The following is a 16,209-nucleotide window of genomic DNA, read 5'->3' as shown; positions in this document are numbered from 1 at the left end:
GCCGCCCGTCAACGCTCGGGCATCCGCACGACCCGCCCGAGGGCCACGGCCCGCAGCGCGATCGGGAGCTTCTCCTCGGGGTCGACCGCGAAATGCACCTCGCCGAGGATCCGCGCCGGGAATTGCCCGAAGAGCGGCAGATCGTCCGCGATGACGGCCGGCAAATAGACCACCAGCGGGTGCCGCTCGCCCGGCGCACGCAGGAGCGCGCGCAGGTGGTTTCCGCCGAGGACCCGGCGCCGCTGGTAATGCCGGCCCTCGCAGAGCGCGCGCGCGACGAGCACGTCGAGGTCGTCCCCCCCGAGCCCGTGCGCGCCCAACGCATACGCCTCGCGGATGTTCCGGGTGAAGCGCTCCGCGAGGCCCGGCGCATTCTGATAGCCCGGCGAGCCGATGAACCCTTCGGCTTCCTGGATGGCTGCGGAGAGCGCCTCCTTTCCCGCCGCGAACGGCCTCGCCGTCGCCGCCGTCGTCTTCAAGGCCTCGATGGGATCAAACGGCAGCGAGAGCTCGCCCTCGCAGACCTCGAGGGGCGGAATCGCATGGGCCTTTTTCGCCGCCCGCATCGCCGCGTCGAGCAGCCCCTCGAAGCTCACGGCCGCAGCACGACCGAGGATCGCGTGCGCCTCTGCGCGGTCCTCCATCTCGGCCGGGTCCTTGAAGAGGGCCGGATCGTCGAACTCCGGATCGATCGGCTCCTCCTCCCGCTCGTCGAGGATCTCCTGCCACGCGCGCTTGCGCACGACGCGCGGCATGGTCTTGCGATCGAGCCACACGAGCAGCAGCGCATCGCTCGGCGACATGCCCCCGTTCGCCGACGGCGCGACCGCGAAGCCCGGCGCCGCGGCGGCCGACGGCGCGGGCGACGTCGGCGACGCACCCTCGACCACGACCTCGCCGATGGTCTTTCGAGCAGCAACGATCGGCTCCGACGCCCGCGCGTGCGGCGCGGTCCCCGGCGCGTCCGGCGCGGGCGTCTGCGGCACGCCGCTCGCCCACGGGCTCGGCGCGGAGGCCGGGGAGGGCGCGGGCGTCTCGAAGATCAACGCAGGCGGCTTCATCGCCGGAGCAGCAGCGCTCTCGTTCGCCTCCGGCGGCGATGCGGCGAAGGGCAACGCCGCGGCGGGGGAGAGAAGCTCGTCGTGCTCGATTGCCAGCGTCCGCTCCAAGGGAGGCCGATCGAGCGGCGCGCGCGACGGCGGCGGCGACGCGAACGTGACGACCGCGTCCGGCGAGGCCGCCTTGAATGGCAACGTGGCCGCGGGCGGCGCGTGCTCCTCACGGACGAACACCGTCGTCCGGCTCCTCTCCTCGGGCGCATCGGACGCTTTCCCTGGAGCGTCGAGCGTGACCACCACGCGCCCCTCTTCCTTCTCGCCGCGCAGCGGAATCTGCGCCCGCCACGTCACCATGCAGACCGCGCGCTCCGTATCGATCACCAGCGTATCGGCGCGCATCGGGATCCCGCGCGGCCCCCCTTCACGACCCGACAGCACGGCCTTCGGCTCGAGCCCTGGCAGGCTCGTCACGAGGTGCGCGTGTTTCGGGTGGAGGTTGTCGAGCACGATGCGCTCGTTGCTGCGCAGAGCGTCGACCTGCTGATCGGGCGGCGCGACCTGCCAGTACGCGAGCTCCACGTCCTCCGGCGCGGGCGCGCGCGCGAGATCCGCGGGGCTCCACCGGCCTGCGTTGCGACCGAGCTTCTGCTGCCGCGAGGGCCAGCGCGCCGCGATCGGACCAAAACCTACCGGCGTGAGCAGATCCCCCGGCCCACGCACCACCTTGTCGAGCGGCTGCAAATTGGGGACGGCGACGCGGCCTTGCCGATCGCGCGCATCGGGCCGCATGCCCGCGGGGTTCCAGGTGTCCGGCCCTCCGCCGGCGCGCTCGTAACGCAAGGACATTCGCGTGATGCGCGGCCCCTCTTGCAGCGCGCCGTCGAGGGTGAAGGCCCTGTCGCAGAACACCTCGATCGATTTGTCGACGTCGCCCACGATCATCCGCGCCACGAACGAGCGCGCGGGGCGCGCCTCGGGCGCGAAGGCCATGCCCACGAGCACGACGTCGGCGCGTTGCTTGAGCGGGGCCATGTCGCTCGCGGCGCGCAGGCTGCGCGTCTCGTCGTCGTCCCAGTGCTCGTCCTGCTCGACGATCGGATCCTGCTCGGGCGCGAGCTGCGCCTCGGTGGGCACGAGCAGGAACGTCGCTTTGCAGATCACCGTGAGCGCCCACGTGCCGGGGCGCGATTGCCAAAGGAGCGAGGCGACGGGGAGCGGGCCTTGAGCGACGACGTCCATGGCCCGCCGACGGTATCACCACGCGCGCAGGGCGAGCACCGCAGCGATCACGACGAGGGCGACCACGGCCACGACGACGCCGACGAGCCCACGCGAGCTCGACTTCGGCGCCTCGACGATGGGAGCGGGAGGCATCGGCGCGGGCTTCGGAATCACCACCGTCGCGCCGTTTCGCGCGTTCGGCTCCTCGGCGAGCGCCGCGGGTGCTGCGAGCGCGTGCGCGGGGGCGGGCGGCGCGGCGGGCACCTCGGGTGGAGGCGCTTTGGCCGGTTGTCGCAACGTCGTCGCGTTGTCCGACATCGAGACCTCGCCGAAGGCTTGCCACGCGGCCTGCTCCAGGGCCGCGCCCTTTTCGGTCCCCTCGACGATCGAGGGCGGGCGCGGCGGCGGCGCGACGCCTTGCAGGCGATGAATGCGCTCCACCGAAATGCGCCCCTCCTCGGAGGCGAACGGGAGCAGGAGCCGCGCGAGATCGGCGACCGACTGCGGGCGATCGTTCGGCTTTTTTTCGAGGCATTGCAGCACGACGGCTTCGAGCCCCGCGGGGATCTCGGACCTGTGCCAGCGCGGCGGGGCGGGCGGATCACCGCCGATCATCAGGAACAGCGCGTGCGTCGCCTCGGCCTCGAAGGGCCGCTTGCCCGTGAGGATCTGGTACAGGATGACGCCGAGGGCCCAGATGTCGGTGCGCGCGTCGAGCCCTTTGAGCCCGCGGATTTGCTCGGGTGACATGTAAAACGGCGAGCCGATGATCACGTTGGCCGCGGTCAGGCTCGTGTAAAGCGCGTCGGCCCTCGCCGCCTTGGCGAGGCCAAAATCGAGCACCTTCACGAGCGGCGATCCATCGGGCCGCGTGGCGACGAAGATGTTCGCGGGCTTGAGGTCGCGATGAATGATGCCGAGCACGTGCGCCTCGGCGATGGCCTCCGACGCTTGCAGCACCGCGTCGATCGCCTGCGCGACGGGCAAGGGCCCGCGCTGCCGCACGATCTCTTGCAGATCGGCGCCGGTGAGCAGCTCCATCACCATGTACGGCAAGCCGGACTCGAGCGTGCCGAGGTCCATCACGCGCGCGACGTGCTCGCTCTGGATCGACACGACGGCGCGGGCCTCGCGGAGAAATCGCTCCACGGCATCGCCCTGCTTGGCCGCTTCGGGCAGGAGGATCTTGATGGCGACGCGCTGAGGCAGCGTCGTGTGCTGGGCCTCGACCACGAGCCCCATGCCGCCTTTCCCGATCACGCGCTCGACGCGGTACTTGCCCGCGACGACGTCCCCCAGCGCGGGCACCTTCGGCTCGGCCGAGACGCCGACGGGGCTCTTGGAAGCGCTTTCGGTGCTCATGCGGGCGGAAAACTCGCTCTTGCGACGCTAACACACCCGCCTCCTGCGACGCACCCGCGGCGCGCGGCGCGCGCCGGCGATGGGCGAGACCCGACATGCTACGTTTTCCCCATGGCGCAGCCGCTCGCGTTCACCGTGGACCCCGAGGACCCGCGCGCTCCTTCCGAGGAGATCTGGGCGTCCATGTCGGACGAGGATCGGCGGCGCGTCGTCTCCATGCTCCCGTCCGAGGTCCCCATCGACGTCATGGCGCCCGAGGGCGACCCGCACCGCGAGGCCAAGGAGCGCACGCTCGACGCGCTCGGCCGCTTCTTCCGCCGCACCGGGCGCAGGGTTTACCTCTCGTCGGAGCTCGCGACCTATTACCCCGGCCGCCCGCGCGTCGTGCCCGACGTCCTGGCCGTCCTCGACGTCGACCCGCATCCGCGGAGCAAGTGGGTCGTCGCCGACGAAGGCAAGGGGCTCGACTTCGTGCTCGAAGTGCACGTCGAAGGCGACAAGCGCAAGGATCACGAGCGCAACGTCGCGCTCTACGCCGAGCTGGGCATTCCGGAGTATTTCATCTTCGACCGTGGCCGGCTGAGCTTGCGCGGGCACCGGCTCCCGTCCTCGGGGGCGCGCGTCTATCAGCCCATCGTGCCGCAAGGGGGGCGTTACGCGTCCGCGCTGCTGGGGCTCGAATTGATGCTCGTGGAGGGTCGCCTGCGGTTCGTGGTCGGAGGCACGCCGCTGCTGGAATCGGAAGAGATCATCGGCCAGCTCGAATCGATGGTGGACGGCCTCGTGCATCGACGCGAGGAGGACGAGCGCGCGCTGGAAGAGGCCCGGCGGCAGGTCGAGGAGGAGCGCAAGCGGGCCAAGGAGGAACGCAAGCGGGCCAAGGAGGAACGCAAGCGGGCCGAGGAGGAGCGCAAGCGGGCCGACGAAGCCGAACGGCGAGCGGCTGCGCTGCAGGCGGAGCTCGATCGGCTGCGTGGTGGCAAGTCATGAGCGCGTCCGCGAGGTCGCCTCATCTCGTCTGCAAGGTCCCCTGACCACGCCCGCGACATCTTCGACCACGCCCGCGACATTCCTGACGCCGCGCGCAACCTCCCATGATCCCGCGCGCCCCCCTGCGTGCTCTCCGCGCGACCTTCGTCTACCTGCTAGCCTTGAAGCTCGTTCACCCCGAGGGGCTCGCCATGTCGCTGCCGCGTTTGCTTCCTCTCCTTGCACTTCTGCTCGCTGCCGAGGGATGCGTCTCGCAGACGAACACGCAGACGCAGGATGCACCCAGCACGCCCGATGCCCCGAGCGCCTCCGGCGCACCCAGCGCACCCCCCCGCCCCCCGAGCCCCGAGTCCGTCACCCCGAAGAACCCCGGGGGCGACGCCGACGATCCCACGTTCGCCGCGCTCATGCGCCTCGCCACCGAGCCCTGGGTCAACAAATCGGACAACGCGAATACGATCCTCGTCCCCCTCGCCGACAAGAAAAACTGGCGCGGCCTCCGCATCTTCGGCCGCCCGACACGCGCCTCTTTTCGTTACGGCGATGCGTACTACGCCGCTGGCACCGTCCTCTACACGCCGATCGAGGGGCCGAACGACCCCGAAGCCTGCCTCGCCAAGACCTTCGACGAAGCCATGCCCTTGGCCGAGGCGAACGGCGTACGGATCGGCGGCCGGCAGCGCATCCGCATGAACCAAGTCGTCGGCGCCGAGGTTCGGCCCATGGTCATCGAGCTCATCGAGGGCCGCATCGACAACCTCCTCCACCGCGACGACTACATCGGTGGCCTCGCCGCTTACCAATCCTTCCCGGGCACGTGCCTCGTCCATGGCTTCGCCGTCGTCGCCACCGAGCACCCGGAGCTCGCCGCCAAGGTCCGCAGCCGATGGATCACCGAAGCCGCCCCGAAGCTCGCCTGGGCGAACAAGGTGAAGCAAGCGCCCGAATTCAAGGACCGCTGAGCTTCACGCAAACTGCGCGACGACCCGCGCCGCCACGTACGTGACGAGCGCGGCCACCCACAACACGGCGCCTTTTCGGAAACCTTGCCGATATCCCCAGATCGGCGCGAGCGGCGGCACGAAGAGCGCGAGCGCGCCGCGCAGGCGTGACGAGCCGCGGAGAATCAGCCTCCCCGCGAGCCACACGTGCGTGGTCACGAACGAGGCGAACCCCAGAATGAGGAGGGCGACGACGGCAACGTCCTTGCCGGACACGCGGCGAGCGTAGCGCGGGCGGAGGCGACTCGCCTCGACTTCGCGGACCCGAGGCGCCCTTTCCCACGAACCCGGCGCGATTGCCACGATCGATCCACGCTCGCGGCTCTGTCCCCGCAGCATTTTCACGCTAAGCTCTGCGCGTGCCGAGAAGCTCCATCCCCGTCCGCGACGCAGTTCACCCCGCCTCTCCTCGATCTTCATTCCTCGACCGCCTCCCCGGATCTCGCGTCGTGCCCGCGGGCCTCGCCCTCGGTGTGATCACGAGCGCCCTCGTGGGCGTGGGCGTCGCCGAGGCCGTCACGGACCCGCCCGATACGTTGCCCCTCTCCGAGGTCAAACCCGGCATGAAGGGCTACGGCCTCACCGTGTTCTCCGGGACGAACCCCGAGCGCTTCGACGTGGAGGTCATCTCCACCCTCAAGAATTTCCGGCCCAACCAGGATCTCATCCTGATCAAGACGCCGAACCACCCGCGCCTCGACGTCGCCCGCACCGTCGGCGGCATGAGCGGGAGCCCCATCTATCTGAACGGCAAGATGATCGGCGCCTATGCCTACGGCTGGCTCTTCGGCGTCGAGCCCATCGCCGGCGTCACGCCCATCAAATCGATGCTCGACGAGCTCGCGCGCCCCATGCCGAAGGCGATCATGCCCATCCCCGGCAAGGGCCCCCTGCCCTCGGTCGACGACGACGGCCGCGTCAAGCGCGACAAGCACGCCCGGTTGTTCCACGGCGCGCCCGAAAGTTATGACCTCCAAGGACACGCGACGCAGCTCGCCTCCCGCGCGGCGAGCCTCCTCGCGCCGCCCGAGGGCAGCGCGCTCGCCCGCGCCTCGACGCCCATCATGCTCGGCGGGCTCTCGGGGACGTCGCTCAAGATCGCGCAGAACCTGCTCGGCCCGATGGGTATGGAGCCGCTCCAGGCCGGCGGCGGGACGTCGACGAAGCCGCCGCCCGACGCGCCCACGAAGTTCGTCGACGGCGGCGCGATCGGCGTCGAGATGATCCGCGGCGACATCTCCGCGATGGGCCTCGGCACCGTCACGCGCGTGAGCGGCGACAAGCTCGTCGCCTTCGGTCACCCCATGCTCGGCGGCGGCGTCGAGGCCCTGCCCACGGCCGTCGCGCGCGTGCACTGGATCATGGCGAGCCAGAACCGGAGTTTCAAGATTGGCGAGGCCGTGCGCTCGGTCGGCGCGCTCGTGAATGATCGACAGGCCGCGATCGTCGTCGACTCGTCCGTCAAGGCGCCCATCTTCCCGATGAAGGTCACGATCAGCGCGCCCGGCGGCGTCCCGCACCCGACGTGGAACCTCGAGGTCGCGCAGGATCAGTTCCTCTCGCCCACGTTCGTCGCGATGGCGATCGGCAACGCGTTCGAGACCTCGGCCGCCGAGCGCAACGACCTCACCTACCGCGCCACGAGCAAGCTGAAGATCGGCCGCTGGGGCACGATCACGCTCACGGACTTCGGCGCCGGCAGCGGCAATCCCCCGGGCGCCGAGGACTTCGTGCGCGGCCGGCTCGTGCGCGCGATCGGCTCGCTCCTGAACAACCCCTGGGAGCCGATCTCGATCGAAGGCATCGACACCGAGGTCAAGGTCTCCTACGAGCGCGAGGTCGTGACCTTGCGCGGCGCGAAGATCCTCGAGCCCGAGATCGACGCGGGCGCGAAGGTGCACATCCAGCTCGAATTGCAGCGCTTCCAGGGCAAGACCGAGACGAAGATCATCGAGGTCGACGTGCCCACGGAGCTCGCGGGCCGCGAGGTCGAGATCGAACTCGCGCCCGGCTACGAGGTCGAGCGCCCGCTGCCCTCGCCCGAGAACGTGGCGCAGCTCGTGGCGAACCTGCCGAACCAGACCTTCGATCCGGAGAGCATCGTGGCCTCGTTCCGGCTGCGCGAGAACGGCGCAGCCTACAAGGGCAAGATCGCCTCGCGCCTGCCCGCCGGCGCGATCGACACGCTCCGCTCGAGCGTCGACTCCGACACGCCCGAGACCTTCGTCGCGCAAGTGCAGTCTGCCGTGCCGCTCAAGCAGTTCCTGGTCGGTCGCGACACCGTGCGCGTGAAGGTTCGCAACGTCCTGCGCTGATCCCCCCAAAAGAACGATTCCTCCCCGTCCGAAGAAAGCCCCACGCATGACATCCCTCTCCCCCGGAAAGCTCGCGCGCCTCGGCATCGGCGCGCTCGTCCTCGCTGCCGCCGTCGTTCCCGCGAAGACGGCCTCCGCCGTCGGCACCCGCACCTTCCAGCTCGACACGATCGACGAGCTCAAGGGCGGCGATCTGACCGGCGTCAGCGTCGACTCGAATGGCAACGTGCGCGCAGGCCTCACGCTCGGATCGCTCCCCGTGCAGGACGCGAGCAGCGTGTGGAGCTCGGTCGTGCTGCCCGACGGCTCGGTGCTGCTCGGCACCGGCAGTGACGGCAAGATCTTCAAAGTCTCGGGCGGCAAGGCCACGCTCGTCGCGACGACGGGCGCAATGGCCGTGAGCTCGATGGTCGTCGCGTGGAACGGCGATGTCATCGCGGGGACGTTCCCCGACGGCAAGCTCTATCGTTTGCCTGCAGGCGGCGGCAACGGCGGCCCCGCGGCGGCGTTCGGCGATCTGCCGGGCGCGGAGGACGTCTGGGCGCTCGCGTTCGACGCGAAGTCGAAGTCGCTCTACGCGGCGACGGGGCCCGAGGGGAAGGTCTTCCGCGTCGATCAAGCGGGCAAGTCGCAGGTGCATTTCGACAGCGACGAGGCGCACATCGTCTCGCTTGCGGTCGCCGACGACGGCACGGTCTACGCGGGCTCGAACGGCAAGGGCTTGCTCTACAAGATCACGGGCCCGGGCCGCGCGACGGTCGCGTACGACTTCGACGCCGACGAGGTGAAGGCGATCGCGTTCGGCAAGAACGGCTCGATGTTCGTGGTGGCGAACAAGATGGGCGAGAGCTTCGCGCCGCCGAAGCGCAACCGCACGGGCCCAGCCGGCCCGCAGTCGACGCGGCCTTCGAAGCCCGGCAAGGGCATGCTCTACCGCTTCGGCAAGGACGGCATCGCCGAGCAACTCCTCACGGACAACGAGGCGCACTACGTCTCGCTCGCGATCGACGACGCGGGCGCGCCGTACGTGGGCACGGGCGCCGAAGGGCGGCTCTACACGGTCGACGAGGCGCACGTCGCGAGCCTCGTCGCCGACACGGACGAGCGTCAGATCGGCGCGGTCGTGGTGAGCGGCAAGCAGCGCTTCCTCGCGACGACCGACCCCGTGGTGTTCCGCGAGATCAAGGGCACGGGCGGCGCCGACGCGGTGTGGACGAGCAAGGTGCTCGACGCGGGCCTGCGCGCGACGTTCGGTCGTCTCGCGTGGCGCTCGGAGGGCCAGCTCGAGCTCTCCACGCGAAGCGGCAACACCGAGACGCCCGACGCGACGTGGAGCGCGTGGTCGGCGGGCCTCGGCGCGCCCGGGGACGTGCAGAGCCCGCCGGGCCGTTACGTGCAGATCCGCGCGCGATGGAGCCGCGACCCGAAGGCGGTGCTGCGCGAGGTCACGCTCTACTTCGTCACCGACAACGCGCGCGCGGTGATCACCTCGATCGACGCGACGGCGAAGAACAGCGGCAGCAAGAGCGGCAAGATGGGCATCGTCTCCTCGGGCGGCGAGTCGCCGCGGCCGTCGAGCTCGGTCAAGCTCTCGTGGCGCGTCGACAACCCCGATCAGGACGACCTGCGTTACCGCGTCTCGTACCGGCTCGAAGGTCAGAACACCTGGCGCAGCGTGCAGAAGCCGGGCGAAAAGCTCACGCGGCCCGAGCTCGACTGGGACACGACGGGCCTGCCCGAGGGGCCGTACCGCATCCTCGTCGAGGCGACGGACGAGCTTTCGAACCCGCCCGACCGCGTGCAGAAGCACTCGCTCGAGTCGGCCACGGTCCTCGTCGACAACACGCCTCCCGTCTACAAGGCGCTCGCGATGCAGGGCCGCAAGCTGAAGGGCGAGGTCGTCGACGGCCTCGGCCCGATCGCCCGCATCGAGGTCTCGATCGCCGGCTCCGACGAGTGGCGCCCGCTCTTCCCGAGCGACGGCGTGCTCGACGAGCCCTCCGAGGCCTTCGACGTCGACATCGCCTCGATCGTGCCGCCCGGGGCGCACATCGTGGCCGTCCGCGTCTACGACAGCGCCGGCAACGTGGTCACGCGCGACGTCGAGGCGAAGTAGTCCGACGATTTCCTGACGCTCTCCCTGCTCCTTCCACGGGAGCGGGGAGGGTGCGCGGTCGATGTGCCTCGACCTCGCTCCGCGACACGGGCGTCATGCCTTGGCGCTCGAGGCTCCACGCATCCAGAGGACCCGCCGCGCCGTTCGCGCCGCATCTCTCGACGGAGGTGGATCCCGACGCGTCGTTCCCTTGCGCGAGCGACCTGCGGCACGGGACGTGAATGAGGCGTGGTGATAAACTCGAGCTCTCCTTCCCGCGCTCGCACCCCTTCTTGCCATGGCCTCTACGAAGCGCTTCCTCCACTCCTTTTTCGTGCTTTCCTCGCTCGCGGCCGCGTCTGTCCTCGGCGTCGCGTGCAACATCCAGATCAACGCCTCGACCTACGAGCGTTCGACGACGTTCGATGGCGAAGATCCCGGGTCCTCGGCCGGCAGCGAAGCGACGGGGCCGACCACGACCGACGGCGCCGGCGGGACCACGGGCATCGATTTTCCCCCGCCGAACCCGCCGCCCGACGGCAACACGTCGTACACGCACCTGTGCGGCAACGGGTGCATGTCGAGCGAGAGCGCGCTCGGGTGCGGCGTCGCGATGAACCCCGACGGCACGCCGCAGGTCGCGTGTCAGATCGTGCCGACCGCGAACGGCCCGTCGGCCCAGTGTTTGACGCCGGGTACGTTCCACACCGGCGACCCGTGCACGCGCGCGAGCGACTGCGCGCCGGGGCTCGGCTGCGCGCTCACCGGGTCGAGCGTGGGCTCGTGCAGGCCTTACTGCTGCGGCGCGGTCGAGGCTTGTCCCGAGAACACGTACTGCGCGCCCGCGCCGATGGCCGACGACACGGCGAACGACACGCCGTTCATCATCCCCGTGTGCATCCCCGCGACGGAGTGCACGCTGCTCGACGACACGTCGTGCCCCGAGGGTCTCACGTGCACGCTCGTGCGCGAGGACGGCACGACGAGCTGCGTGGCGCCCGGCGCGAGCGGGCTCGACGGCCCGTGCCCGTGCGCTGCGGGTTTCCTCTGCGTGGCCGCCTTCAAGAAGTGCCTCGCGCTCTGCCACACGGGCGGCAACGACTGCCCCGATGGCATGTTCTGCCAGGGCGGGGCGAACAGCTTCCCCGACGGGATCGGCGTCTGTGTGAAGTAGTGTGATCGAGCGGCCCGGACGGAGCGCCGCGCGTCCGCGCGTGGCATTCTTCCGCCCGTGCAGCGCTCCGTCCTCCAGTACGCGATCTTTCTCGCTGTCTTCGCCCTGCTCGTCTTCGCGATCCACTTCTACCTCTGGCACCGGCTGCTGCGCGCGCCGGCGTTGCATCAGCGCGTGCAGACCTGGGGCAAGCGCGTGCTCGTCGCGCTCGGCGTCGCGCTGCCCGTGTCGATGCTGGTCATGCGCCTCCTGCCGCGCTCGGCGGGCGCGCTCGTCTCGTTCGTCGTGTACACGTGGATGGGCGTGGCGGCGCTGCTCGTCTCGACGCTACTCGTCAGCGAGCCGATGCGCGCCGCGGTGCACGCGCTCTCGAAGCTCGCCTCGCGCCCGCTCGACGACGCGCGGCGCAAGTTCCTCTCCCGCACGATCGCCGGTTCGGCCGGCGTGGTCACGTTCGGCCTCGCGGGCTCGGGCGCGGCGGAGGCGCTCGGCGAGGTCGCGGTGCGCAAGGTGAACGTGGCGCTTGGCAGGTTGCCGAAGGAGCTCTCTGGCACGCGCATCGTGCAGCTCACGGACGTGCACGTGGGCCCGACGATCGGGCGCGCATGGCTCGCGGAGATCGTCGGCCGCGTGAACGCGCTCGATCCCGACGTCGTCGTCATCACGGGCGACCTCGTCGACGGCTCGGTCGAGGCGCTGCGCGAGCACGTCGCGCCGCTCGGGGATCTGCGCACGAAGCACGGCGTCTACTTCGTCACGGGGAACCACGAGTACTACTCGGGCGCCGAGGCGTGGATCGAGGAGCTCGGCCGCATCGGCGTGCGCGTGCTGCGCAACGAGCGCGTGTCGATCGGCGAGGGCGCGGCGAGCTTCGACCTCGCGGGCGTCGACGACTGGACCGGCGGCTCGTACGTGAAGGGGCACGGCCCGAACATGGCGAATGTCGTGGCGGGCCGTGATCCGAACCGCGAGCTCGTCCTGCTCGCGCACCAGCCGCGCCAGATCTTCGAGGCCGCCGCGCACGGCGTGGGCCTGCAGATCAGCGGCCACACGCACGGCGGGCAGATCTTCCCCGCGACGATGTTCGTGCGGCTGCAGCAGCCGTTCGTCGCGGGGCTCGATCGTCTCGGCGAGACGCAGATCTACGTGAGCCGCGGGACGGGCTACTGGGGCCCGCCGATGCGCGTGGGCGCGCCCGCGGAGATCACGCTCCTCGAGCTACGGTCCGGCGCAGCAAGCTGAAGATGCGCGCGCCGAGCTCGGGCGCGCGGAAGGGCTTGACGACATAGTCGTCGGCGCCGCTCGCGAACGCCTCGACCATGTCCTGGCTCGACGCGTTCGCCGTCAAGAACAGCACGGGCAGCGCGATGTTGAGGTCGCGCCGGATCATCCGACAGAGCTCGATGCCCGTCATCTTCGGCAGGTTCCAGTCGAGCACGAGCAGATCGAAGTGCTCGCGCTGCACGGTCTCCAGCGCTTCCTCCGCGCTCGTGCGCGTCGTGACGACGAGGCCCACGGCTTCGAGCATCGCGCTCACGACGTCGCGGATGTCGGGGTCGTCGTCGACGACGAGGATCTGCGCGCCTTCACCGGCGCGCGGCGGCCACGAGCGCGACAAGCTCGGGGGCAGCTCGATCTCGGGCTGCGAGGCGCGCGCCGGCGGCCGCGACGAGGGGCGATGGAACGCCTCGATCGCCGCGAAGTCCGCGAGCCTGCGCCAGTCGCGAGGTTCGAACGCGAGGAGAGGACCCTCGGGGCCGATCGAGGCGCGCGCCGCCGCGGACGTGGCCCGTCTCTCCGGACCGACGTCGAAGATGGCGAGCACCCACTCGCCGTCTTCCACCGATTCGCCGGAAGGAAGCCCGAGCTCGAGCTCGGAATCCCCGGCCGAACCGATCATCTGCTCGAACTGCCGAGGGTCGGGAAACCGATAGCAGATGCTCCGCACGCGCACACGCTACACCCAGTCGAGCGACGGGGCTACGCTCGGCAAACCGAGCGACGCCCCAAACCCCGGTCGCGCGACGGGGCTCCGGGGCTAGCGCCCCGCGAAGGGTCCGACTAAGCTCGCGCCGCGATGTCCCTACTGCGATGGTCGCCTCTCTTCTTGGCCCTCCTCGGGAGCGGCGGCGCCTGTCATGGTTCGTCCGACCGGAGCGAATCGAAGCCCGCCCCCTCCGCGGCGCCCGATCCGAGCATCCCGGGAATCGAGCTCGGTCAGCTCACGCCGCGGGAGCGGCGCGAGTGGACGGCGCAGGTCTCGACGTTACTCGCCCCTTGCGCCGAGACGCCGGTCCCGATCACCCAGTGCATCCAGGAAAACCGGCCCTGCAAGGCGTGTTTTCCCGCGGCGCAGTTTCTGCTCAAACAGGTGCAAGCCGGGCGCAGCAAGCAAGAGCGCGAGGAAGCGTACACGGCTCGCTTCGATCCCAAGAAGGTCCGGACGCTGGTGACCGACGGCTCGCCCGAGCTCGGTCCGCCCGACGCACCCGTGACGATCGTCGAGTGGGCCGACTTCGAGTGCCCCGCGTGCCGCGCGTTTTACCCGGTGGTCGACGACCTCGTGAAGCGGTTCCCGGGTCAGGTGCGCGCCGTCTACAAGTACTACCCGCTCTCCATCCATCCCCACGGCGAGATCTCGGCACGCGCGGCGAACGCAGCCTTCAAGCAAGGCAAGTTCTGGGAGATGCACCATCTCCTGTTCGACAACCAGGATCGCCTGGAGCAGTCGGACCTCGAGCGGTACGCGAAGAAGCTCGAGCTCGACGTCGCGAAGTTCCGCGCGGACATGGGCTCGGACGACACGATCGGCCGCATCGAGAAGGACAAGAAGCAAGCCGACGGCGTGGGCCTCGACGGCACGCCCACGGTCTTCATCAACGGCCGCGAGGTCGAGCTCGGCAAACTCACCGACCTCTACGGAGACCTCGAGGAGTGGATCAAGCTCGACCTCGAGCTCGCGGGCATCAAGCCCGCGCCGGCCCCCGCGAAGCCCGAAGGTTCGGCCGTGCCCGCGGCCAGTTCGGCGGCGCCCGCGGCTGGCTCGGCGATCCCCGCAGCCGGCTCCGCGGTGCCCGCGGCCGGTTCGGCCGTGCCCGCGGCCGGTTCGGCGGCTCCCTCGGCGGGCCCCGCGAAGAAATGAAGGTCGCCGATCCCTGCGGCTGCTTCCCGACCGGGAGGCACTACCCCGGCATCGCGCACCTGCTCAAGGTGCGCGCCGTCGGCGTCGCCTCCGAGCTCGACGCGAGCGCGCCGTGGATCGATCACCCCATCGCCTTCCTCGACGTCGAGACCACGGGCCGCAACGCCCAGCAGGATCGGCTCGTCGAGGTCGCCGTCGTCATCGGCATCCGCGGCGACGTGGTCGCGCGCCACAGCTGGCTCGTGAACCCCGGCCGCCCGATCCCCGCCGAGTCCACCGCGGTGCACGGCATCCGCGACGAGGACGTCGCCGGAAAGCCCGCGTTCTCCGAGATCGCCGGCGAGTTCCTCGCGACGCTCGGGGGCGCGATCCCCGCCGCCTACAACGCCGTCTTCGACCGCGGCTTCCTCCTCGCCGAGCTCGAGCGCGCCTCGGTTCGTCCCGAAAACCCGCCGCCCGCGATGCGCCGCGAGGTCGACTGGATCGATCCGCTCACGTTCGCGCGCGAGCTCTACAAGCACGAGGGCAGCCGCGCGCTCGGCGACATGGCCGCGCTGCTCGGTATCGATCTCGTCAACGCGCACCGCGCCACCGACGACGCCGAGGCGGCGCTGCGCGTGCTCTACGCGCTCGCCAAGGATTCGCGCGTCCCGCGCGCCTACGGCAGCTTGATCCAGGAGCAACGCCGGCTCCTCCGCATCCAGGACGAGGCCCGCGCGCGCTGGCGCAGGCCGAGCTAGGTGAGCACACCCGACAAGAAGCGACGCCTCCCGCTCGTGCAAGCGGGCCCGCCGCCGGACGAGCCGGACGCCGAGGATCGGCCGCCGTGGCACTGGTCCGGGATTGGCGCGGTCGCGACGTTCCTCGTCTGGCTGCCGCTCGCGGCGATCGCGGCGAAGCTCGGCGCGCGGATCGTCGATCGGGCCGAGCTCGGCGTCCCCGCGCCCGCGGACGCCAAAACGGCGGTGCCGCTCTCCGCGCAGCTCGCGTTCATCGGCTTGCAGCTCGCGGGGTTTTTGATCGCCTCGCTCGCGGGCGGATTCCTCGTGGGTCGGTTCGGCGGCAAGGCGGGGCCGAAGGAAGGCGCGGTGGGCGGGTTCGTCGCGGCCGCCCTCGCCTGGGCGCTCGCGGCGGCGACGCCCGCGCCGGGTCCCGGCGCCACGACCTGGGCGCTTCTCCTCGTCTTGCTCGGCGGGCTCGGCGCGATCTTCGGCTTTCTCGGCGCGCGCCTCGGGTATGCGCGCCGTCATCCGGCCGAAAAGCCGGCTCCGGACCGTGACGTTTAACCCGGCCAAACGCGTTTTTTCCTCGCCGGCAGAGTGATCGTACGGTCATTCTCCATTGGGGACGGAGCCGCGGTCCTCCCACGTCGTGGCCGTGCTGTACGCGGGGAAGGGCTTTTCCGACCCGGAAAGTCCGTGGTACCATGCCCCTCCATGAATGCGAGCGCCACCCGCGCGGCCGAGGTCGCGCATGCGATGTCCCAGTGCATGAACCTCCTCTTTCTGTTCGCAGCGCCCCGCGTGTTCGCCTCCGTCCGCTCGGCGAGCCCGGAGTCGCTCGCGTCGGCGACGGAGACGCTCCGCGCGTTCGTGCGCACGGCGGAGGGCATCCGGGCGCGCAGCGGCTCGGTCTCGGGGGACGTCCGCCGCGTGGTCGAGGCGGCGACGCTCGTCGAGGAGATCTGCGACGCGCTGCCCGGCGGCGCTCCCATCGAGGAGGAATTGCCGCCCGCGGTCGTGGAGCCGGCGCGCCGCACGCTCGCCGTGCTCGGCTTCCCCGGCCCGCGTGAAGGCTGGGACGAATTCGAAGGGTTCTTCGTGCCGACGCCGCCGATGCCGAAGGCCTGAG

14 protein-coding genes are annotated in these 16,209 nt (G+C 70.6%); 10 read left to right on the top strand and 4 right to left on the bottom strand.

What is annotated here, in order from left to right:
• Positions 1-8: 8 nt before the first annotated feature.
• On the bottom strand, positions 9-2,297 hold the full coding sequence (locus QHF83_RS15385; RefSeq protein ID WP_282418583.1) for a DUF2169 domain-containing protein: 2,289 nt from the start codon (positions 2,295-2,297) through the stop codon (positions 9-11).
• 15 nt (positions 2,298-2,312) lie between these two features.
• Positions 2,313-3,641, bottom strand: coding sequence for a serine/threonine-protein kinase (locus QHF83_RS15380; protein WP_282418582.1), 1,329 nt, complete (start codon positions 3,639-3,641; stop codon positions 2,313-2,315).
• 111 nt (positions 3,642-3,752) lie between these two features.
• On the opposite strand from QHF83_RS15380, the gene QHF83_RS15375 reads away from it, so the two are divergent.
• Both QHF83_RS15375 and QHF83_RS15370 read left to right on the top strand, forming a co-directional pair.
• Positions 3,753-4,631, top strand: coding sequence for a Uma2 family endonuclease (locus QHF83_RS15375; RefSeq protein WP_282418581.1), 879 nt, complete (start codon positions 3,753-3,755; stop codon positions 4,629-4,631).
• A 161-nt stretch (positions 4,632-4,792) separates the two neighbouring features.
• Entirely contained in the window at positions 4,793-5,593 is an 801-nt protein-coding gene (locus QHF83_RS15370; RefSeq protein WP_282418580.1) for a hypothetical protein, read from the top strand.
• Between the two features lie 3 nt (positions 5,594-5,596).
• Here QHF83_RS15370 and QHF83_RS15365 read toward each other — a convergent pair whose 3' ends face one another.
• Complete coding sequence (locus QHF83_RS15365) at positions 5,597-5,848, bottom strand: hypothetical protein (RefSeq protein ID WP_282418579.1); 252 nt, start codon at positions 5,846-5,848, stop codon at positions 5,597-5,599.
• A gap of 233 nt (positions 5,849-6,081) precedes the next feature.
• Between QHF83_RS15365 and QHF83_RS15360 the strand changes: the two genes are divergently transcribed.
• From QHF83_RS15360 to QHF83_RS15345, 4 genes are all read left to right on the top strand, one after another.
• On the top strand, positions 6,082-7,947 hold the full coding sequence (locus tag QHF83_RS15360) for a SpoIVB peptidase S55 domain-containing protein (protein ID WP_282418578.1): 1,866 nt from the start codon (positions 6,082-6,084) through the stop codon (positions 7,945-7,947).
• 46 nt (positions 7,948-7,993) lie between these two features.
• Positions 7,994-10,063 carry a hypothetical protein gene (locus tag QHF83_RS15355; protein WP_282418577.1) on the top strand — a complete coding sequence of 690 codons (2,070 nt, stop codon included), beginning with the start codon at positions 7,994-7,996 and terminating at the stop codon, positions 10,061-10,063.
• Between the two features lie 277 nt (positions 10,064-10,340).
• Positions 10,341-11,216 carry a hypothetical protein gene (locus QHF83_RS15350; RefSeq protein ID WP_282418576.1) on the top strand — a complete coding sequence of 292 codons (876 nt, stop codon included), beginning with the start codon at positions 10,341-10,343 and terminating at the stop codon, positions 11,214-11,216.
• 57 nt (positions 11,217-11,273) lie between these two features.
• The gene (locus QHF83_RS15345; protein WP_282418575.1) at positions 11,274-12,458 is read left to right on the top strand and encodes a metallophosphoesterase; all 1,185 of its coding nucleotides are present in this window, start codon (positions 11,274-11,276) and stop codon (positions 12,456-12,458) included.
• Here the strand turns inward: QHF83_RS15345 and QHF83_RS15340 are convergent.
• The gene (locus tag QHF83_RS15340; RefSeq protein WP_282418574.1) at positions 12,421-13,164 is read right to left on the bottom strand and encodes a response regulator; all 744 of its coding nucleotides are present in this window, start codon (positions 13,162-13,164) and stop codon (positions 12,421-12,423) included. The two genes, QHF83_RS15345 and QHF83_RS15340, sit on opposite strands and share 38 nt — an antisense overlap.
• A gap of 129 nt (positions 13,165-13,293) precedes the next feature.
• On the opposite strand from QHF83_RS15340, the gene QHF83_RS15335 reads away from it, so the two are divergent.
• The 4 genes from QHF83_RS15335 to QHF83_RS15320 all read left to right on the top strand — a co-directional run bounded on the left by QHF83_RS15335 (position 13,294) and on the right by QHF83_RS15320 (position 16,208).
• Positions 13,294-14,358, top strand: a complete 1,065-nt coding sequence (locus tag QHF83_RS15335) for a thioredoxin domain-containing protein (RefSeq protein WP_282418573.1) — start codon at positions 13,294-13,296, stop codon at positions 14,356-14,358.
• Entirely contained in the window at positions 14,355-15,098 is a 744-nt protein-coding gene (locus tag QHF83_RS15330) for a 3'-5' exonuclease (protein WP_282418572.1), read from the top strand. Before QHF83_RS15335 ends, QHF83_RS15330 begins: the two co-directional genes overlap by 4 nt.
• Entirely contained in the window at positions 15,099-15,644 is a 546-nt protein-coding gene (locus QHF83_RS15325) for a hypothetical protein (RefSeq protein ID WP_282418571.1), read from the top strand. It begins immediately after the preceding gene.
• A 150-nt stretch (positions 15,645-15,794) separates the two neighbouring features.
• On the top strand, positions 15,795-16,208 hold the full coding sequence (locus QHF83_RS15320) for a hypothetical protein (RefSeq protein ID WP_282418570.1): 414 nt from the start codon (positions 15,795-15,797) through the stop codon (positions 16,206-16,208).
• The last annotated feature ends 1 nt before the right edge of the window (position 16,209 follow it).

It is taken from the genome of Polyangium sp. 15x6, from assembly GCF_029960785.1.
Lineage (GTDB): Bacteria > Myxococcota_A > Polyangia > Polyangiales > Polyangiaceae > Polyangium.
This window is presented reverse-complemented; position numbering and strand designations above follow the sequence as displayed.